At 44.5% G+C, this 21,066-nt stretch carries 14 protein-coding genes; 3 read left to right on the top strand and 11 right to left on the bottom strand.

What is annotated here, in order from left to right:
• Nucleotides 1-277 precede the first annotated feature (277 nt).
• Nucleotides 278-1,516, bottom strand: coding sequence for a beta-ketoacyl-ACP synthase II (fabF, locus tag ACRPI0_RS02775; protein ID WP_432354676.1), 1,239 nt, complete (start codon nt 1,514-1,516; stop codon nt 278-280).
• Between the two features lie 79 nt (nt 1,517-1,595).
• Nucleotides 1,596-2,528: a beta-ketoacyl-ACP synthase III gene (locus ACRPI0_RS02770; protein WP_432354674.1), complete on the bottom strand. Its 933-nt coding sequence runs from the start codon at nt 2,526-2,528 to the stop codon at nt 1,596-1,598.
• A gap of 188 nt (nt 2,529-2,716) precedes the next feature.
• Here ACRPI0_RS02770 and ACRPI0_RS02765 point away from each other — a divergent pair, with 188 nt between their 5' ends.
• Nucleotides 2,717-2,902 (top strand): DUF2929 family protein, encoded by a 186-nt coding sequence (locus ACRPI0_RS02765; RefSeq protein ID WP_432354672.1) that lies wholly within the window; start codon nt 2,717-2,719, stop codon nt 2,900-2,902.
• A 564-nt stretch (nt 2,903-3,466) separates the two neighbouring features.
• Here ACRPI0_RS02765 and ACRPI0_RS02760 read toward each other — a convergent pair.
• From ACRPI0_RS02760 to ACRPI0_RS02750, 3 genes are all read right to left on the bottom strand, one after another.
• A complete protein-coding gene (locus ACRPI0_RS02760) occupies nt 3,467-5,608 on the bottom strand; it encodes an ATP-dependent Clp protease ATP-binding subunit (RefSeq protein WP_432354669.1) in 2,142 nt (713 codons plus the stop codon).
• Nucleotides 5,609-5,804: 196 nt separating this feature from the next.
• On the bottom strand, nt 5,805-6,113 hold the full coding sequence (locus ACRPI0_RS02755; RefSeq protein WP_432354667.1) for a metal-sulfur cluster assembly factor: 309 nt from the start codon (nt 6,111-6,113) through the stop codon (nt 5,805-5,807).
• Between the two features lie 52 nt (nt 6,114-6,165).
• Nucleotides 6,166-6,936 (bottom strand): prolyl oligopeptidase family serine peptidase, encoded by a 771-nt coding sequence (locus ACRPI0_RS02750; protein ID WP_432354666.1) that lies wholly within the window; start codon nt 6,934-6,936, stop codon nt 6,166-6,168.
• A 136-nt stretch (nt 6,937-7,072) separates the two neighbouring features.
• On the opposite strand from ACRPI0_RS02750, the gene ACRPI0_RS02745 reads away from it, so the two are divergent.
• Both ACRPI0_RS02745 and ACRPI0_RS02740 read left to right on the top strand, forming a co-directional pair.
• Nucleotides 7,073-7,888: a Cof-type HAD-IIB family hydrolase gene (locus ACRPI0_RS02745; RefSeq protein WP_432354664.1), complete on the top strand. Its 816-nt coding sequence runs from the start codon at nt 7,073-7,075 to the stop codon at nt 7,886-7,888.
• Between the two features lie 18 nt (nt 7,889-7,906).
• Complete coding sequence (locus ACRPI0_RS02740; protein WP_432354663.1) at nt 7,907-8,755, top strand: DegV family protein; 849 nt, start codon at nt 7,907-7,909, stop codon at nt 8,753-8,755.
• Between the two features lie 88 nt (nt 8,756-8,843).
• Here ACRPI0_RS02740 and ACRPI0_RS02735 read toward each other — a convergent pair whose 3' ends face one another.
• The 6 genes from ACRPI0_RS02735 to addB form a co-directional block, all read right to left on the bottom strand.
• Nucleotides 8,844-10,295, bottom strand: a complete 1,452-nt coding sequence (locus tag ACRPI0_RS02735; protein WP_432354662.1) for an alpha-amylase family glycosyl hydrolase — start codon at nt 10,293-10,295, stop codon at nt 8,844-8,846.
• Nucleotides 10,296-10,997: 702 nt separating this feature from the next.
• Nucleotides 10,998-11,369: a YisL family protein gene (locus ACRPI0_RS02730; protein ID WP_432354661.1), complete on the bottom strand. Its 372-nt coding sequence runs from the start codon at nt 11,367-11,369 to the stop codon at nt 10,998-11,000.
• Nucleotides 11,370-11,447: 78 nt separating this feature from the next.
• Nucleotides 11,448-12,347, bottom strand: coding sequence for a fumarylacetoacetate hydrolase family protein (locus ACRPI0_RS02725; RefSeq protein WP_432355871.1), 900 nt, complete (start codon nt 12,345-12,347; stop codon nt 11,448-11,450).
• 43 nt (nt 12,348-12,390) lie between these two features.
• Nucleotides 12,391-13,587, bottom strand: coding sequence for a DUF418 domain-containing protein (locus ACRPI0_RS02720; protein ID WP_432354660.1), 1,197 nt, complete (start codon nt 13,585-13,587; stop codon nt 12,391-12,393).
• Complete coding sequence (gene addA, locus ACRPI0_RS02715; protein WP_432354658.1) at nt 13,584-17,294, bottom strand: helicase-exonuclease AddAB subunit AddA; 3,711 nt, start codon at nt 17,292-17,294, stop codon at nt 13,584-13,586. Before addA ends, ACRPI0_RS02720 begins: the two co-directional genes overlap by 4 nt.
• Entirely contained in the window at nt 17,269-20,769 is a 3,501-nt protein-coding gene (gene addB, locus ACRPI0_RS02710; RefSeq protein WP_432354656.1) for a helicase-exonuclease AddAB subunit AddB, read from the bottom strand. The genes addA and addB overlap by 26 nt, the downstream gene beginning before the upstream one ends.
• Between the last annotated feature and the right edge of the window lie 297 nt (nt 20,770-21,066).

Below are 21,066 nucleotides of genomic sequence, written 5' to 3'. Positions count from 1 at the left end.
AACAGTGTGAAATCTGCTGATTGGAGGATGAAAAGCGTCACTGTACGCATATCAAATCCCATCGACGTGTAATTCAAATACGTAATCATCGTTGTACACGTGGTGACTATGAGGCCGTAGCTAAGCAGGAAAAAGAACAGGCGTGTCATAACATCGTTCCTTTTATAGTTTTGTCCTACTATATGAAAGTTATCCACATTTATGACTTGTACACAGGGCATAACAAAAAGAGCTACTTCGGATTTTTCCCGAGTAGCTCTTTTTTTGGTTGCAACCATTAGACTTTCTTGAAAATTAGTGAAGCGTTGTGACCACCGAACCCAAGTGAGTTACTCATCGCATATGTGATGTTCGCTTTTCTTGGCCCGTCTGTAACGTAGTCAAGATCACACTCTGGATCAGGGTTTTCAAAATTAGTTGTTGGCGGCAAGATTCCTTCTTGCAATGCTTTCGCAGTAAAGATTGCCTCTAGTCCTCCTGCTGCACCAAGCAAATGGCCAGTCATCGACTTCGTTGAACTGATTGCAAGCTTGTACGCGTGTTCACCGAATACCGTTTTAGCAGCCATCGTTTCAAACAAGTCGTTGTATGCAGTACTTGTACCGTGCGCGTTAATGTAGCCGATTTCGTCAGGCGAGATTCCTGCCTTTTGGATTGCTTGTTGCATTGCACGAACTGCGCCTTCCCCTTCAGGAGCAGGAGCAGTAATATGGTGAGCGTCCCCTGTAGACCCATACCCCACTAGTTCAGCATAGATTTTTGCACCACGTTTCACTGCGTGCTCATACTCTTCTAAGATCAGTATTCCTGCGCCTTCACCAATAACAAAACCGTCACGTTCTTTATCAAATGGACGCGATGCTGTGTTTGGATCTGGGTTTAAAGAGAGTGCTGTATTCGCACAGAATCCTGCAACAGACATTGTTGTGATCGGAGCCTCAGCTCCCCCTGTGATCATAACGTCTGCATCGCCTCGAAGAATTACTTCGAACGCATCTCCGATTGAGTTTGTTCCTGAAGCACATGCAGTTACCGTACATGAGTTAATCCCTTTTGCTCCAAAGTAAATGGATACTTGACCAGAAGCCATATCCGGAATCATCATTGGGACGAAGAAAGGACTGACACGACGGTAGCCCTTTTCCTGGAATGTTAGGAACTGCTTTTCGTGAGTTTCCATGCCGCCGATTCCAGAACCAATCCAGACTCCCGTACGAAGTCCTGTCTCTTCATCCAACTCTGCAAGACCTGCATCTTTCATAGCCATGATGGAAGCTGCCATTGCGTAATGCGTGAAACGGTCCATTTTGCGAGCTTCTTTTTTCGGTAAATACTCTTCGATGTCAAAGTCTTTCACTTCCGCAGCAACTTTCACCGGGAATAACTCGCTATCAAGGCGTGTTAACGGACCAATGCCTGACTTGCGGTCAAGTATGGACTGCCATGATTCCTCAGCTGTATTGCCTACCGGGGAAACCGCCCCGACTCCAGTAATGACTACGCGTCGTTTTTCCATTAATTAAACTCTCCTTCGTTTCTTAGATAGCATAGTTGCTTCCATCTGTATGATTTAGTGTGATTACTATCGAGTTAACTTACTTGCCCCAGCGCATGCAGATGCCGCCCCAAGTGAGGCCGCCTCCGAAACCGACTAATACGAGAATGTCGTCGTCTTTTACGCGACCTTCTTCAATATCATCATGCAATGAAATCGGAATCGATGCTGCAGAGGTATTTCCGTATTTATGAACCGTTTTAGACATTTTTTCAGGTGGAAGTCCTAGACGTTCACGAGATGCTTCCATAATACGGATGTTTGCCTGGTGAGGAATGAGGAAGTCAACATCCTCTTTAGACAGACCAGCTTTTTCAATGACGTTCACGGCAGTCTCGCCCATTTGACGAACCGCAAACTTGAACACTTCGCGTCCGTTCATTTTCAAGTAACGATCTTGATAAAGATGCTCGCCACCTGTTCCATCAGCACCGAGTTCAAATGCAAGGATACCGCGGTCTCCGCTTACTTTACCGACGATTCCTGCACCAGCACCATCTCCGAACAAGACTGCTGTATTCCGGTCTTTCCAATCGGTGATTTTAGATAGTTTTTCAACACCGACTACGAGAACGTAATCGTACGTGCCAGCTTCTACGAAATGCTTCGCAGTCACGACTCCATACATGAACCCAGCACATGCTGCAGAAACATCCATGGCAGCTGCATTCTTTGCTCCAAGACGCGCTTGGAGCATTGTTGCTACGGATGGGAAGGGCTGATCTGGTGTCACTGTTGCGACTAGAATCATTCCGATTTGTTCCGGCTCAATGCCTGCCTTTTCAATCGCTTCTTTAGCTGCGGCATAAGCCATATCTGATGTATCTGTACTATTATCTGCAATTCGGCGTTCTTCAATTCCAGTACGCGTACGAATCCACTCGTCTGAAGTATCCATTCTTTTTTCAAGATCTGCGTTCGTCAGCACGTGTTCAGGGACATACTTTCCAATACTTAGAAGTCCTACACCCATTGCTCATACCCCGTTCCTTATTATCTATTGTTAGTACCTGGTATCAATCATAGGGTATTTCAATAATTTTTTCAACTAATGGAGTCACCAATCCGTCAAACTCTTTTATATGACTGTCAAATTCGGTTTCACAATGAGCGACGCTATGATATGATGGAAGGTGAAAAAGTATTCTAGAGGTGATTACAATGAAATTCATTATGACATTTGTTTGGTCATTCCTTTTGGTCTCTATGCTCAACTATGTAGCAGGTGCCATCGCGAACGTACCAACGTTTGAATTCACAACTGGAATCATTGCTTCACTCGTATTGTCTGTTATGATTTTCGCAATCGCTGCGATCATTCCGGACGAGCCAGTTGCAGAGCATTGATCCGTATAACAGCTAAAAGGGATTCCCCTTTGGCTGTTTTTTTGTTGAATCAATTGTAGACTGATGCTGACTAATTCTTAGATTGTGCTGAATCATACGCGGATATTTCCTATTCTGCTCGCCATAGTTCCGATATTGGTCGGCATCTTTCCTATTCACTCTACACGTGCCACTCACTTGCACTCAACAATCGAAGCAGTTCCAATTAATCCCTTATAGCATTTGAATTGCACGCTGATGCCAATTAATACCCCAAAATTGTGTCTCGTTATCGAGAAACTTGGCTGAGTGTTGGAGAAATAACGCTGTGTGTAGGACAACTACCTTGTTTTGATTGAGAAACCACCTTGAGTTACGGACAATCCATCCTCTTTGTCGGAGGCTCCACTAACAGCGGGATAGCCGCTTTACTTAACAACCGTACTGCTCTACCAATTAATCCCTTTTAGCACTTGACTTGTATGCCGATGCCGATTCATGCTCGTATCTTTCCGATTCTGCTCCTCACCTTCCACGCAAAAAAGCCACCTTTCGCATAATGCGAAAAGTGGCTTCAAATCATCCTTATAAAATATCTACAACTAGCGCCTCGTCTTCCATACGAAGATGCAAACGTTGACCTTCTACTAACTCACCTTTAATAACTTCCTTAGCAACAGCCGTTTCTACATACCGTTGGATGAAACGTTTCAACGGACGTGCTCCGAATTCTGCATCTGTTCCTTCGGTGACGACCCAATCTAGAACGGTTTCCTCATATGATAAAGGAATATCCTGACCGTCCAATCTGCGAACAAGATCTTCTAACATTTTGCGTGCGATTTCAACGAACGCGTTTCCAGACAATGAATGGAAGATGATGATGTCATCCATCCGATTCAACAGCTCAGGCTTGAAATGGTTACGTAATTCCGCCATCACCAAGTCTTCTGATGCATGTTCTTCGGACTCGAATTGACCACTCATCAAATACTGGGAACCAATGTTAGACGTCATGATGACCACGGTATTCCTGAAGCTAACGAGACGTCCTTGACTGTCCGTAATGCGACCGTCATCCAAGATTTGCAAGAGAATATTCGAGACATCAGGATGCGCCTTCTCGATTTCATCCAATAAAACTACCGAATACGGATTGCGACGCACCGCTTCCGTCAATTGGCCACCTTCTTCGTAACCAATGTATCCTGGAGGCGCTCCGACAAGTCGGGAAACGCTATGCTTTTCCATATACTCCGACATATCGATACGGATGAAGTGGTCAACTGAGTCAAATAACGTACCTGCTAATGTTTTTGCAAGTTCCGTTTTACCGACACCTGTTGGACCAAGGAACAAGAACGAACCGATTGGCTTTTCTGGATCTTTAATACCTGAACGCGCGCGCCAAACCGCTTCTGTCACTAATTGAACCGCGTTGTCCTGTCCGATTACCCGCTCTTTCAATGTCTCAGCTAAACGTAACAATTTCTCGCGTTCGCCTTCCATCAGCTTAGTCACAGGAATGCCTGTCCAACGTGCCACGATCATAGCGATTTCATCTTCCGTCACTTCTTCACGGATCAAGCGATTTTCTGCGCCACCTTTGAACTGTTCTTCCAGCTCATGCAGTTGATGTTCGAGCGTTGGAATTTTACCATGACGCAATTCAGCTGCTTTGTTTAAATCAAAACGATTTTCTGCATCTTCTAACTCACGTCGATAGCGATCCAATTTCTCACGGACGTCTTGTACATCCTGTAATTTTTTCTTTTCGTCATTCCATTGCTCCCGCATGCCTGAAGAAGAATCTTTTAATTCCTTTAACTCAGTACGCAACGTAGCAAGTCGATTCTGACTGACTGCATCTTTTTCCTTCGTCAACGCTTGTTCTTCGATTTCTAACTGCAAAATACGACGCGTTACTTGGTCGAGTTCTTGCGGCATCGAGTCAATTTCTGTTCGAATCATCGCACTCGCTTCGTCCATCAAGTCAATTGCTTTATCAGGCATAAATCGCTCTGTCAAATACCGGTCCGACAACGTTGCAGATGCCACAAGCGCCCGGTCGTGAATGCGCACGCCGTGGTGCAATTCAAAGCGTTCTTTCAGTCCGCGTAAAATGGAAATCGTATCTTCTACAGATGGTTCGCGCACCATCACTTGCTGGAAACGACGTTCTAGCGCTGGATCTTTCTCAATGTACATTCGGTATTCATCCAACGTAGTCGCACCAATACAGTACAGCTCGCCACGAGCAAGCATCGGTTTTAACATATTCCCTGCGTCCATCGCGCCTTCAGTCTTGCCAGCACCAACAATCGTATGAATTTCGTCGATGAACAAAATAATTTCACCATTACTATCTTTAACTTGCTTTAACACCGATTTAAGACGCTCTTCAAATTCACCCCGGTATTTCGCTCCTGCAATGAGTGAGCTCATATCAAGTTCGTGAATTTGGCGATCTTTCAATCCTTCCGGCACGTCACCCTTGACGATACGTTGAGCAAGGCCTTCCACAATCGCCGTCTTACCCACACCGGGTTCACCTATCAACACAGGATTATTTTTTGTTTTTCTCGATAAAATCCGAATGACATTACGTATTTCTTCATCCCGACCTATTACCGGATCCATTTTACCGTTCTTCACATCTTCTACTAGGTTGCGTCCAAATTGCTCTAATGGGGAACGCTGATCTTCTTGTACGCCGTCCATTCTCATGAACCATCACCTCATTATAAATTTTAGATTGTTTGACTTTGACTATCTTTGACTAATACTAGTATACCTCGCTTTTTAACGCGTGTAAAGCGAGATGTTTCTTCATTTTCTTCTACTGCTTCCCTGTTATACTCGGTATAAACGGACAAAAAAATCCGGTCAGTGCACGAGGCACAAACCGGATTTCCACTTATTCTTATCGGACACCTAGTGCCATTTTTGCGTATCTTGACATGTTATCACGTGACCAAGGTGGATTCCAAACGATGTCGACTTCGACTTCTTTCACTTCTGGAAGTTCCATTAATTCTTGTTTCACAGTCGCAACAATTTGTGGTCCCATTGGACAACCAATTGACGTGAGTGTCATTGTCACTTTACCAATGCCGCCTTCGAGCAATTCAGCGTCATAGACAAGACCTAAGTTTACGATATCTACGCCTAGTTCAGGGTCGATTACGTTCTCAAGTGCGCCCATCATGCTTTCTTTCATATCATTAGTCATCAGAATTCCCCTTTCTCTTGCAAGTTGTTGTCCCTATCATAGCAAAACTACCTCAAGCATTCAAATTGTCAGCCAAAAACTCGACTGCGCGCAGCATGCCCGGTCGCGATACCGCATGACCTGCATGCTCGTCCACCATGAATTCAAAGTCTTCGGGATGATCCTTGTAGTTCTCTTTTATGGCATTATAGAAATGATGCGTCGGTTCAAATGGCACCATCGTATCGTTCATGCCATGCCAGAAGAATACCGAACGACCGTTCAAACGCTCTGGATGCTGAGTTAAATCGAGCTCAGCTAGTGCACTGAGTAAGTTCTTAATATCTTCGTCCTTCATAGGAAGCTTGAACCCTTTGTTTTCGAATTGCTTCATTTGACCTTTCGCAAGCTTCACATATCCAGGAGTTCCCATCATGACAGCGGCGCTTTCAATCCATGGGTATGCAGCCAGACAACCGAGTGTCGTGATCCCGCCCATGGAAGTTCCCGAAAAGGCGATTCGATTCGATGCTAGCAATCCCTTTTCCTGCAATTGCTGATGAAGGAATCCAGCTTCTTCTATAGAAGTTAAAATAATTTCCCAAAATCGTAAACTGAGTTGAACTTCATCAAGAGATTCAGAACGAACTCCGTGTAAATGAGCTTCCGGTAGTAAAACACGGACTCCCTTTTTCGCTAAATTGAACGCGTAATGCAAATTATGTTCTTTTGCGCTTGTAAATCCATGAAAGAAGATGACGACCGGCATTTGGGATGATTCTTGTTGTTCATCTACAACATGTAATAGAGGCACTGTGCCCCATTGTTCTTCAATGATCTTCATCCTCGACACCTCTTTAATTGTTTGTATGAGCATACCAATGTTTTTCTAAAAAAACAAAAGTTGTGCATGAACCATTACTTTTTGACTTGCATACTAGCAAAAGGCTACACTTAACTGAAGAAGGAGGCGTTTTGCCATGAAACCTCATTTAATAGCACTCGATTTAGACGGAACGTTATTAACCGATAAAAAAGTAATTTCAGAGAAAACGTTAGCGACCTTGAAACAAGCGGAGTCAGAAGGTCACCAAATTATGATTGCGACAGGACGTCCATACAGATCTAGTGAACCTTTTTACCGTCAACTCGGACTTAAAACACCGATTGTAAACTTTAACGGTGCGTTCGTGCATCACCCGACAGATCGCTCTTGGAAGACTGTACATGAAACAATAGATCTTTCAGTTGCTAAAGAAGTCATCGATGCAATGCAAGATTTTAACTTAAAAAATATCGTTGCAGAAGTGATGGACGATGTCTATTTACATTACCACGATGAGCAATTGCTCGACTTCTTCGGTTCTGGAAGCTCGAAAATCCAGGAAGGCGACATTCGTCAGTTCCTCCAAGTGAATCCGACGAGTCTTCTCATACAAGGCGGCGAAGGGATGGCAGATCCGATCCGTAAGCACCTTCAAGAAGTGCATGCAGAAGTCATTGAACATAGACGCTGGGGCTCACCATGGGAAGTTGTAGAAGTCATTCGTCACGGACTGAACAAAGCGGTCGGACTTGCTCAAGTTTCTGAGTGGATTGGTATACCACAAGAACGAATTATTGCCTTTGGGGATGAAGACAACGATTTTGAAATGATCGAGTATGCAGGTGTCGGTGTTGCAATGGGCAACGGCCTGGATGAGCTGAAATCGATTGCCAACGAAGTGACCCTGACGAACAATGAAGATGGCATTGCCATAATGTTACAAGAACGACTTAATCTAAAAAAAATATAAAGCGATTGGAGGATCATCATGAAAATTTTCGTGGATAGTGGTTGTGATTTGCCAAAATCGTATTTGGATGAAAACAACGTAACGTTATTGCCCCTGACTGTGTTGCTGGACGGCAAGGAATATCAAGATATTATAGATATTGATTCTAAAGAAGTATTCAAAGCAATCCGTGACGGGAAACAACCTAAAACATCTCAAGTTTCTCCGGACCGAGTCCTTGCTCTCTGGAAAGAATTCGCCGAAACTGGAGAAGATGGTTTATACATTGCATTTTCTTCAGAATTATCGGGTACATATCAGACATCAGTCATGATGCGCGATCAGGTAAAAGAAGGTAATCCTCGGATGAACTTGATTGTTATCGACACGCGTTGTGCGTCACTTGGCTGCGGATTAGTCGTACAGGAAGCAGTCCGTTTACGCGATGCTGGAGAAGATGTCCGTACTATTGAGCGAAAGGTTCGTAAAATGGCGGGCAATATGGAGCATTTGTTTACTGTTGAGGATCTCGATTACCTTGCTAAAGGTGGACGGGTTTCAAAAGCTAGTGCATTCTTTGGAGGCCTCTTGAACATCAAACCACTTTTGCACGTCGAAGGTGGACGGTTAGTTCCGATTGAAAAGCATCGTGGACGTAAAAAAGTGATGCGAAGAATTCTTGAGCTCATGGAAGAGCGCGGAGATACGATTTCCGAGCAAGTGATTGCGATCAGTCATGGTGACGACGAAGCAGGTGCTATCGAGTTACGTGATTTAATCGAAGAAAAGTTTCATCCTAAAGAAATTCAGATCCATATGATTGGTTCCGTTATCGGCTCCCACGCTGGACCGGGAACGCTTGCTGTATTTTTCTTGAACAAACAATAATCTAGTGATAAGTAGTGCGGTCGTTCTATCTAATAGGCGGCCGCGCTTTTTTGATAAAAAAAAGCGCACACAATGTACGCTCTCTCACTTACTTATTTGCTGCGGCTCTTCGTTCTTGACGCGCTTTACGCCCTTTTCTCCAAACAGCCCATAAGAAGCTTAGGAATAAGACATAGACCATGATAGATGCAATGAGATAAGGAATGTTGAATCCTTTGTCTTCATTGACCAAATAGACTTCCGCCATTTCGCGATCTACAACTACGTGATATTTGTCGTCTTCGGTTTCAACGATTTGGTCACCATCGAGCACTCCACGTAAACGTTTCTTGCTACCAATCTCATCTACATTCAGTTCATAACTTTGAGTTTCACTCGTGTTATTAATTGCGATAATCCACGTTTCTGCATCGTCATACACTTTATAGACAATGTATCCGTCTTTGTTGTACAACATTTTGAAATTACCTGTCCGTAACGTTTTCGACTTATTTCGAAGTTGGTTCATATCACCGATTAGGTCTTTCAACTCCATATCAGTCTTGAAGTTGAAAAGTGGATGACTTTCAGGTGCTTCTTTACCATTCACAGCAATTTCAGTACCGTACGGCACGACAGGAATTCCTGGCAATGTGAAGAGTGCCGTAATTGCTACTTTCCAGCGAGTAGGTGGAAACATACGCTGTTCGACAATGTCATAAGTAAAGCGTGGTCCAGTTAATTTGTCGAACTGAATCAAGTCCCCCGCATTCGTTGTTGAGAATTGGTCAAGAGGCGTAGTGTCCGGAGCGATTTTCACAAAGGATTGTTGCAAAGCTTCCATCGCTGCATCATTTGGTTGCGCATCGACTGTAGCTTCTGTTTCTTCATCAGAAATTACGTACAAGCCTGATGATGCCTTTTTCAACGCCTTGATGAATCCATCTAAGACTTCAGGTGAGTAACCATCCGTTTTCGTTAATCGAATTCCATCCAGGTCATACTTTTTCACAAAGTCGACCATCGCATCTTCAAGGACGCGTTGGACATCGGCATCGTCCGCTTTCCAATCGATTGTATCTCCTACACCTGGAGTGAACGGAAGTTTGTTCGCCCACACGTGATCTTTGCTGACACCTGCTAGAGGGAAATCTGCAATAACATGGATGTCCTGATCATGTAAATCGTCAAGCATAGATGTGAAGTCTTCTTCTGTGCCGAAATGGTTCTCCAATTTCGTATAGTCTAGCACTTCAAATCCGTCATAAGATGCCGTTTCGAACACCGATCCAATCGAAACTGCAGTAAAGCCCATATCTAAAATGTGCTGTAATCTGAGAGCTACTCCTGAAAAGTCTCCCCCATTAAATGCAGATGGATCTTGCGAATCTGTATCCGTATCGTTTCTTCCGTCACCATTATTAAATCGGTCAACGAGTAAATCATATATACTTTCGTCTTTCAAGGTCCGCTCCGCTTTCGCAGAAGCGAGTCCCGGAAGTGCTGTCATTAGCAATAAAGTAACCATGACGAGCACGCTCAATAGTCGTTTGACGTTCACAAAAAAGCCTCCTTCTATTATTAACCAAGGGAATTTACTCTTAACTCATCATTTTGCTCATAACTTTCGTATTGTGATCATAATTCTCTGTTTCCGCTCATAACTCACGAAATGTGATCATAAATCCCAATTTCCGCTCATAACTTGCAGAATGTGATCATAAATCTCTGTTTCTGCTCATAACTCACGAAATGTGATCATAAATCTCAATTTCCGCTCATAACTTACGCAATGTGATCATAAATCCCAGTTTCCGCTCATAACTCGCAGAATGTGATCATAAATCTCAATTTCCGCTCATAACTTACGCAATGTGATCATAAATCCCAATTTCCGCTCATAACTCGCAGAATTTGATCATAAATCTCAGTTTCCGCTCATAACTCACGAAATGTGATCATAACACATCACTTAATACTACCAAACCCCTTCAAGCGCTGCCATGCTTTCTAAATAAAACTAAATTACCTAACCAAAAATAAGGCAATCCTGTGAAAACTACATAGAAAAACCCGCTGAAGAGTTTTCAGCGGGTTTACTAGTTTCAATCTAACTCATCGTTCTCTTCCGTAGACTGCATTCTCCGTGAAGTGATCACTACAGAGAGTGCGAATAGAGCCATGATGCCAAAAACAGCAAACAATACTGTCCATCCGACCATTCGAACCCCTCCTTTGTTACGTGTTCATCTAACAGCGAGAATTAGAAGAGTTTAATACCGAATGGCAAGTGGAATCCGAGTCCTACAGTAATTACTACAGCAATAGCGAATAGAATCCAGAACAATTGAGCCGATTTGTTTTTCGCTTGACGTGCTAAAACCATTTCCATCATGCCGATTACGACAATACCGAATATGAATTTCACACCGTACAATGCAGCGTCACCACTCATGAATTTAATAAACAATGCTAATCCAGTAATGATAATCAAGATGTAGAATACACGCAATACCATCTTCATGATTTTACGAACTTTTGAATCGAGCGGTTGTGTCGCAGCAATTAGAAACAAAATAATGCCGACAACCCACGAAAAGATGTGTAAGTGTGTTGAGTTTGTTAAAAAGTCCAAGTTATTCACCTCATTCATATGTCTATGTGCATGCCTTATCTTACCATAGATCATAAGTTAGGCAAAACAGACGGTACTTTACTTGAAATAGTTGACGAGTGTTCCGATCCCCTCGACAGACACTTTTACAGTGTCTCCAGCTTTCAAATAACTTGGTGGATTCATCGCTTTACCGACGCCTGCAGGAGTTCCTGTTAAGATGACATCTCCCGGTTCAAGCGTGACAAACTTAGAGAGTTCCTCAATGATTTCATCGATTGGAATGATCATGGAACCTGTATTACCGTTTTGACGAACTTCGTCGTTCACTTTAGTAACGATGGACAAGTTATGAGGATTCGGAATCTCATCCTTGGTAACGATGTATGGCCCAAGCGGACAGCTGCCGTCCAACGTTTTCCCTAAGAAGAATTGCTGCCGTTCCGCTTGCAGATCACGTGCAGTTAAATCGTTCGCAATTGTATATCCGAAAATTGTATCGTACGCGAGCTGTTTCGGAATATTGCGACCGCCTTTACCGATAACAACCGCTAGCTCTCCTTCATAATCGAGCTGACTTGTCACGGCTTCGTGGACAGACAACGTCTGCTCATCTGCTGAAATTGCAGTCGGTGCTTTTGTGAACATCATTAATTTCGCAGGGGCACCTTCGCCACCCATTTCAGATGCATGATCTGCATAGTTTTTTCCGACACAGAGTACATTTTTAGGCGTCCGCGGAATTGGGGATAACCATTCAATTGCATCGAACGAATACTTAAAGCTATCCATCCCATCATGCGTTTGAGCTTGTTCACATAACGTGCGGATTTTCTCTACAAAATCCACGCCCGATACTACGCCTTCAGCGATCGATTCAGGAAAGTTCTGTTCTCCAACTGCTTCCGCAATCTTCTGTACATCCCAAACAGCCTCTTCCTTTTTCACTTTTGGTCCGAATAATGTCTTCCCATCATACTTGAACGAGAGTAGTTTCATTGAATAGCCCATCCCTTCCATCATTGGTTGTCATTACTTACTGTTACGACAAGTCTCGTCGTTTATCCTTTTTATTCGATAAAATAGTGCCATACGTACCGATTCGCCACACGTATTCAAGTGGACCCATTTTGTAACGCGTTAGCCATAGGTCCGCGAGTAACGCCTGAACTACAAAGATTCCAACAGCCATGAGTGTTCCTGTCGCAATGTCTACTTTCCCATACATGCCGAAGCCATAGTGGTAGAAAATGAGCGTTGCAATAACGGATTGACCGATATAAGTCGTCAGAGACATGCGTCCTGCCTTGGCAATCGGTCGGAACACTTTCGAGAACCATGGCAACGTACAGAGCACTAACAAAAGGGACACGTATCCTGCAGAGACGAGCGGTCCCCCAAAATACGTTTGAATGAATTGCATAGAGTAATCCGTAGAGATTAAAAACGGAACTGCTTTGAGCGCTACACCGATAATAAGTGAACTTACACCAATAACGATCAAACGACCTTTCATTTCATTCGCCCGCTCAAAAATTCTCCATTTTGCAAGAGCAGCACCAATCATCATTAGAGGCAAAATCATAAACGGAGTTAAGAATAATCCGCCAACACTTGCGACTAGCCACTCCTGAACGCGAAACGCCATTGTTTCTAAGTAACTCCCATGTCCGTACACCTGAATTGCATCTTGGATCTTTTGGATATCTGCAAACTCGGATAATGATGCTTCTCCCATCAATCGCTCGCTCACATACACCGTTGCTGTAAGTAAGCCATTTGGAATTATATAGAGCGAGAGAGCACCGAAGAACAACCATTTCGGCGGGATTCGGACAAGTGCAATCATCAGGAAGCCGAGCACAGCATACGTGAACAAAATATCTCCTGACCAAATGAAAATCGCATGAATGATACCAAATGCGAGTAGGATGACCATTCTGCGAGCTGCTGTGGGTCCGAAAGAAGTTTGCTGTAGGACAGACTTACTGTACTGCATACTTAATCCATACCCGAAAAGCATTGCAAATATCGGATAAAAACTCGCTTCTATGAAAATATCCAACCACATGTAGGACAAGCCTTCCCCATTGTCTTCAAACCAACTATAAGGTTCCATGTAAACGACTGGAGAATGGAAGTGAATCATATTGGCAATGAAAATACCAAGTAAAGATAGTCCACGAATCATATCTAACGCTTCAATGCGCCCCGTTTCACTTGTAGGTAATTTATTCAAACTACATCCTCCTGAATCTGTAATTCGCGACCTTCATCAAACAAATACAAGAGCATTTCTTTAATCGTCACGTGCGTAATGGACTCTATCGCATCTTTATATAAACTCAGTTGCATACGATATCGTTTTTGCATTTCTTTATCAGTCTGTTCTTGTGAGTCGAATCGTCCCGTTAAGCGATCCGTTTTGTAATCTAACAATACCCAACCATCCGCCTCTTCAAATAAGCAATCGGCGATACCTTGTAAGATTTGAGAATCCCCGTCTTCACTATCGTAAGCATATGTGAACGGCAATTCTTTAAATACACGGGTTGCTTGAAGAATTCGTTGTGCAACAGAAGAACCCGTGAACTGCACAATCGTTTCACGGTCCAGGGCGTTTGCTTCTTCACTCGTCAATAATTGACGCTCCACCAACTCATCCAATAAGACATCCACTTGTTGCCGATTTCTAGTCGTGGATAAATCGATATGTTGCATGACCGTATGCATCGCTGTTCCAACTTCAGCTGCACTAATCGAACGTTGCTGTAAGAAGGATGGTCGTTCGTGCAAGTAAGCTTGACTCACTTCACCAGTTGGACTTGAGAATGGATTTCCGAGGGATGCCTCTGCCTCAAGTTGAGCGACGCGTTTCAGTTCAGTTACAGAAACCTTTGAACGTTTTTTTACAGACGCTTGATGTGGATACGTATAGTCAAAACGCTCTGTAACTTTCGCAAGAAGCGATTCATCTACTGGTGGCATCTCAGGTAGCTCTTTTACAGCAACATCATCGGCTGCATCAATAGTTGAGAACGATTCACTGAAGTAAGAAACTGGTAGGGCGTTAATCCCCCACTTAGACGGATGGTCCATCACCATAGCGCCTTGAGTCGTACCAAACTTCACGAAATCAGCGTGCCTCGCAACAGCTGGACCAATCCAATCCAAATAGCCATTCGCACGGGAGCGCATATAATCGGGCAATCGTTGTCCAGGATCGATGAGTTGTGCATCTTGCCATTTCGTAATCGATTTCTCGATATCTTTCACAGTCGCAACAAGCTCAAGTTGTTCTTTCGCTCGCGTCATCGCAACGTAAAGCACGCGCATTTCTTCAGAGCGCATTTCCAATTCTTTCTGCTCTTTCATCGCGAGAAACGGCAGTGACGTATACATAATCCGTTTATCCGGGTCAATTGCTTTTACTGCTAATCCGAAATGCTGGTCAAACAAATACGGTTCATTAAAATCCATTTTGTTAAACTGCCTGCCGACTCCTGCAACAAACACATTCGGGAATTCTAACCCTTTGGATGAATGAATCGTCATAATTCGCACGACGTCTTCTTTTTCACTCAAATAGCGCGCTGCACCGAGATCATCTCCACGTCGCTGCATGCGATCTACAAATCGCAAAAACCGGAACAGTCCTCGGAACGATGTTTTCTCGTATTCGATTGCCCGGTCGTGCAGTGCACGTAAATTCGCTTGGCGTTGCTTGCCGTTTGACATGCTGCCAACTATTTCATAATAATTCGTATCGCTATACACTTGCCATATCAGTTCAGACAAAGAACCTCGACGTGCTAAATTGCGCCATTGTTCAAATGCGAGCAAGAAGCGCTGTAATTTTGCTTGCGTTTGAGGTGCAACACCAGAACCTTTCGTTGCGATGAACATTTTCAATGCCTCATAAAACGGAACGTTCTTCGCAGCAAGACGAACTTGTGCCAGTTCGTTCTCCGTCATTCCAACAAATGGCGCTCGGAGTACAGAAGCTAATGGTATATCTTGATACGGATTATCGATCACGCGTAATGTATTCAGCATAATTGTCACTTCGAGTGCATCAAAATAGCCTCGCGACAATTCGACATAGACAGGAATCTCCGCACGCTTGAATTCTTCCGCTATCTCCCCAGACCATGTCATGGAACGCATGAGAATGACGATATCGCTGTATCGAATCGGGCGTTTTTCTCCACTGAACGCATCGCTCACTTCATGGTCGTCCGCCATCCATTGCTTAATTTTTTTGATCATGTACCGAGCTTCACCTTGAGAACTTTTCAAGTTTTCCAAGTCCTCTGCTGTTTCATCTTCGAACTCTTCCTCTTCGGAATAGAGAACCGTGAGTTGCGCAGCTGTTTCCGCCTCGGGATAGCGAGCGCCGTACTTGAGCGCTGCAGCGTCATCGTATTCAATCTCTCCAACACGCTCACCCATAATTTGAGAAAAGATATAGTTCGTCGCATCTAACACTTCTTTACGACTTCTAAAATTTGCGTTCAAATCAATCTTTAAACCTTCATCGATCGCATCTTCTGTGAACCGGCCATACTTTCCTAAAAACAGACCCGGTTCAGCCAATCGGAATCGATAGATGGATTGCTTCACATCTCCAACCATGAACAAATTACCAGACGATTCTGTACCACTTTTCACGAATTGCACAATCGCTTCTTGCAATAAATTCGTATCCTGGTATTCATCGACGAGAACTTCTTTGAACTTGGACTGGTAATCTAGCGCAATATCTGAAGCAACAAGCACATCACCTTCACTGTCCGTCAATATATCGAGTGCATAATGCTCGAGATCCGAAAAGTCGACAATCCCTTTGTCTATCTTAACCGCTCGATATCGGTGTCCGAAATCGATGACAAGTTCGATTAATGTGTGCATCATCGGCGCCATTAACCGAATTTCCGTCAGTAAACGAGCGGGCGTCCGGACGAAATAGGCGTCTTTAATACTCGTGACGAGCTTTTTCACCGAATCTCGTAACGATTTCGCGCGCTTTGCTAGTTCTTCATCGCACGAATCCTTTTTCACCGTTCCGGCTTTCACCCAGACGAGTTGCTGGAATAATGCATGCGTTTGTTCCCACGTGCCAGTTGAAACACTCCTGATAGCTTCGTGTATCCAAACTAAATCCGCATTAGCCGTCGCTTCAAGTGGAGCAGGTCCATCTGGCAGGCTCGCAATTCGAAGCAAATCTGTCGTAAGCGCAGCCGCTTCTTCTAACTTTTGCTGAATCGCAGATTTGAGTGGCTCGATAAAATCCAAGTCATCAATCGTGACAGCTTCACCAATTTCGTACTGCTGTGGAATTTGAAACAACCACGTTTCAGGATCAGGATGCACGCGTGAGTAATCGTACAGCCGATCAATAAGAAGTTCGAGCGATTGGTCATTCCTGTCCGATGTGAAACTATCCGCCAATCGATAGACCGCTTCAGGATCCTCTGCACTGTAGGCGTCTTCTAGCACTTCTGCAATTGTATCGTCACGCAGCAACGCAGCTTCCGTTGGATCTGCAATCCGGAATCCTGGGTCGATGTCGAGCAAGTAGGCATATTGCCGAACGACATTGAGACAGAAGGAGTGCATGGAAGAAATCTGAGCTTTGTTCAATAAACTCAATTGTTTCCGCAGATGCGAAGACTCTGGATGCATCGCAATCGCTTCTTCGAGCGCAGCTCCCATGCGATGACGCATTTCTGCCGCTGCGGCGTTCGTAAATGTAACAACTAATAATTCATCAACGTTGATTGGATTTTTTTCATCCAACACTTTTTCGATGAGCCGTGTGATGAGTACTTTCGTTTTCCCGGATCCAGCTGCTGCAGACACAAGAATGTCGCGTCCTGATGCATAAATCGCTTTCCATTGGTCATCTGTAAACGTTACGTCACTCGGTTTCTGTGGTATGTGCATCTCCTTTGACCTCCTTCCGCATTTTATCGAGCGATTCTTTCGCCGAGAGTTCGGCGTAATTTCGGTACTTCGCATCCGGATCTGTCGTGTCGAATTGACACACGCCCTGATAAGGACAGAAGTTACATGGCATCCGCTCTTTCAATCGATATGGATAGACGCGCGTATCCCCTGCAAGCATCGCGTCACCCGCCTGACGATGTCGCGCGCGCGCAGCGCTTCTTAGCAACTGCATATCGTCAGGAGCTAGCACTTTCGATGTTGCATAAAATGAGCCGTCTTTCTTCACTCGCGCAGGAATGATTTTCGATGATTGTTCAATGTCGCTATCCATTTCTTTTACGACTGACAAATCTTCCAACACGTACCCTTTCATCGAAAACGATTTCAACATCTCTTCTTCTACAGCAGCTTCAGACAGTTCTTGTATGCTGCGCACCATTGGATTATGGACATGGACATACAACATCCCTGCAGGATCTGCATGTACTTGAAGCCATTCGTCTGCATGCTCAAGCGCAACATCGAGATAGGTCAACATTTGTAGCGATAAACCATAATATACTTCCGTTAAATCGAGCGCTTTCGAAGACGATTTATAATCGACAATGCGGATATACGTCTTATCCTTAACAGTCGATGCATCCACGCGGTCAATTCGTCCGCGTAAATTCATCTGCCCTCCATGCTTCAAGGGGATGGAAAGTGGCGGCATCTGTTCGCCAGGTCCAAAGCCGATTTCAACAGCGATCGGTTCAAAAGTAGAGGCAGTTGCTTGGCTACGTAACGCAAACAGTGTTCGTTGAATGATACGAGTCAGTTTTCGTTTAATGTAGAAATGTCGACTCGTCGATAACAAAATTTTATGGAAGAAGTACGGCGCAATTCCGTCCACCGCTTCGCGCGCTAAGCGGAAGCAATCTTCTTTTGATAAACCTGCCCACGTTGCTCCGGTACGCATGATTTCATCCGATACCCACTTCAGTGCCGCGTGGAATAAATCCCCGATTGCTGGAGCTTCCAACGTGAATTCGGATCGTTCGCGTAATCCAAGACCGTATGTCGCAAAATGCTGGAATGGACAACTGTAATACGATTCGACACGCGATACGCTCGACGACATCGTTTCCCCGTATAATCCGTGGGTTACGTCGTCGGTTAACCGCTCAGTATCCGTTCCGTGTTTCCTCGTCCCTTGGATACCTGTGAGTATCGAAGCCCAAAGCGGATCGTCTTCGTAATAAGCAACAACTGCTTGCCATAATGGCGACAAACCGCCTGCTGTTTCCGCATTGCGTAATTGGGCAGATGCATGAGCCAATGTTGACTTCGGATGGCTTATATACGCAAATTCATCCATAGCGTCCGGTAACTGCAACGGATCTCCGACGGCGATTTCTGTCGTCAATCCTTCAAACAGCTGATGCAATCTCGGAATGTACAACGATGGAATCAGCGCTTTCCCAGCTTCATCCGCAATTGAATAAGATATCGTCAAACCTTCTGATGCAGCGGTAAATGCTCGGTACGCTTTATACGTTTCATCCATCAACCGTGATTTCGCTGAAGGTGCGAGTTCAAATCCAACCGTTTCAAACCATTGTCGGTCGACGTCTGAAATCAGTCCTTCATTGTCAATTCGCTGAGGTAACACACCGTCATTTGTCCCAATGACAAATATTTCATCAATACTCAAAAATGTTGCGAGGTCAATTGTCATAACCGTCACTTGGTCAAGTGATGGCGGAATGCGCACAAATTCAAGCGTATCAAAGCCTTCATCCAACACCCGAACGGAATCTTTAGAAGCCATTTTCACATCACCGAACATGAGCACAAACTGATCGAGAATCCCAATCCACCCTGTCCATGCCTGTTCATGCTCAGATGCACCTAACAGTCGCCCAGCACGCTCCTCTTCAGCACGAAGGTCGATTATTTTATCGTACACATGAAGGGTTTCCATGAATGTAAACAACGCTTCTGCAGCTTCTCTACCGTTTTTCGCCGCTCTCAACGTTTTTCCGAATGCCTCAAGCGGTTCACGGATCAAATCTCGAACACTATGCAATTCTGCTTGCATGGCGAGCTCTTCATCCGTCTGAACTTCCGTATGCAACTCGAGTCCTTGATACTTTTTCACACGCCAACGTACGTCGTCAAACCAACGGAGACCGTGGATCCCGTGCGCCAGTACATAATTCTCCAGACGATCGGCGCGTTCCCGCCATAGTTGACGGTCTTCACCTTTAGGGAAAAACAAATCTGTTTTCACTGCACGGAAGATTGCTTCATATGACCAGTTTCCTGTGACCGCTTCTAACACTGAACGCGTAAACTCAATCAGTGGATGATGTAGCATCGGTTTTTTCTGGCTAATGAACACTGGGATATCGTATTGCGGGAATATGGTCTCGATTAACTCATCGTATACTTCAGGTTGTCGATACAAAATTGCCATGTCGTTATAGCGCTTCCCAGACATTGCGAGCTGACGAATTGACCGTGCTACAGCATGCAACTCCGCCCGGCGATCGGTCGCTTCAATGATACGTACATCCCCACTACTCAATTGCTGCGTGGCTGGATAGTTATCGAATTGGTCCTCCAAATGCTTGACGTCAGGATTCCGGAATCGTTGTGTCGTCGCAAAGCGTACTTCTGGCTCAATTTCTACAGATTCTTCGCGTGCTAGTTCCATAATCAGTTGCTTCGTACGCATCGGGCTGAAAAACAGTTCATGATCTTCTGCTGCGTTAGCTAATTCATCTGTCGGAAGCGCCACGGTTACGCGCTTCGCATATTTCAATAGTTCCCGTATGATTTCGTGCTCCCGGTTCGTCAACAACTCGAATCCGTCTATGTAAATGTCCGCTTCTTTGATGTACGAAGAGAATTCGACTTGCCCGGAAAGCATTGCTAAATGACCTTCCCCGTCGACATAAGAAGTTCCAAGACGCTCCTCTACCTTTTGTAGAAGCAAAGACAAGTCACCTGCTTTATCGACCAACGACCGTGGTGCAGATACTGCCGCTAATTCAGTGTGTAGCTGAGACAGGGTCACGTGATCGAGACAATAGCGACTGAACTCTTTCAAGACGCCCTCTACTTGTTCTGTGAATCCTCGTTTGTCTGCAGCTTGCCGGAACAACTTAAAGTCCTCTCGATTGTCTTCGAGAACACTGCGGATTAGCATACGGTATCCGAAGCCGTCTATTTCTTTTTTTGTTATTCCACCAGTCTCTTGCAACACACGCCAAGCCAATCGCTTAAACGTTAACACTTGCGCACGTACCATTCCGTTTAATCCGAATTGTGCAGCTAGACTGTGCTCCAACGAATACGACATTTGGTCCGGCACAATGAGCACAATCGGTGCACCAAGCGGATCTGTTTGCAGCGCTTTTACAATTTCTTGCTCAATCGTATACGTCTTCCCCGTCCCAGAACGTCCCGTGATAAATCGCAGCGTCATCAGATAGCCCCTCTCTCTCTAATACTAGTCTTCTCATTGTAAGTGTTTTCGCTAGAAGAATCAAAGTCTGAGAGGGGATTATTCGAATATGTGTTCGTGTTTCGTTATAACGTGTATTTTCGTGCTTATTTGATGGGATTTGCATGAGATTGAAGTCGGCGTGCCGTGGTACGGAGGGCGTTTATGATCACTTTCTGAATTTTATGAGCGGTTTTCTGTCGTTATGATCACTTTCTGAGATTTATGAGCGGTTTCCTACTTTTATGATCACATTTCAAGTTTTAAGAGCAGTTTCCT

This window comes from Sporosarcina sp. A2 (genome assembly GCF_050858885.1).
Taxonomy (GTDB): domain Bacteria; phylum Bacillota; class Bacilli; order Bacillales_A; family Planococcaceae; genus Sporosarcina.
Note: the sequence above shows the minus strand (reverse complement) of the source record. Positions and strands in the feature narration are given on the sequence as shown.

Excerpts from the sequence above, each read along its gene's own strand:
- fabF (WP_432354676.1), bottom strand. The coding sequence starts at position 1,516 with ATGGAAAAACGACGCGTAGTCATTACTGGAGTCGGGGCGGTTTCCCCG.
- ACRPI0_RS02770 (WP_432354674.1), bottom strand. The coding sequence starts at position 2,528 with ATGGGTGTAGGACTTCTAAGTATTGGAAAGTATGTCCCTGAACACGTG.
- ACRPI0_RS02765 (WP_432354672.1), top strand. The coding sequence starts at position 2,717 with ATGAAATTCATTATGACATTTGTTTGGTCATTCCTTTTGGTCTCTATG.
- ACRPI0_RS02760 (WP_432354669.1), bottom strand. The coding sequence starts at position 5,608 with ATGAGAATGGACGGCGTACAAGAAGATCAGCGTTCCCCATTAGAGCAA.
- ACRPI0_RS02755 (WP_432354667.1), bottom strand. The coding sequence starts at position 6,113 with ATGACTAATGATATGAAAGAAAGCATGATGGGCGCACTTGAGAACGTA.
- ACRPI0_RS02750 (WP_432354666.1), bottom strand. The coding sequence starts at position 6,936 with ATGAAGATCATTGAAGAACAATGGGGCACAGTGCCTCTATTACATGTT.
- ACRPI0_RS02745 (WP_432354664.1), top strand. The coding sequence starts at position 7,073 with ATGAAACCTCATTTAATAGCACTCGATTTAGACGGAACGTTATTAACC.
- ACRPI0_RS02740 (WP_432354663.1), top strand. The coding sequence starts at position 7,907 with ATGAAAATTTTCGTGGATAGTGGTTGTGATTTGCCAAAATCGTATTTG.
- ACRPI0_RS02725 (WP_432355871.1), bottom strand. The coding sequence starts at position 12,347 with ATGAAACTACTCTCGTTCAAGTATGATGGGAAGACATTATTCGGACCA.
- addA (WP_432354658.1), bottom strand. The coding sequence starts at position 17,294 with ATGCACATACCACAGAAACCGAGTGACGTAACGTTTACAGATGACCAA.
- addB (WP_432354656.1), bottom strand. The coding sequence starts at position 20,769 with ATGACGCTGCGATTTATCACGGGACGTTCTGGGACGGGGAAGACGTAT.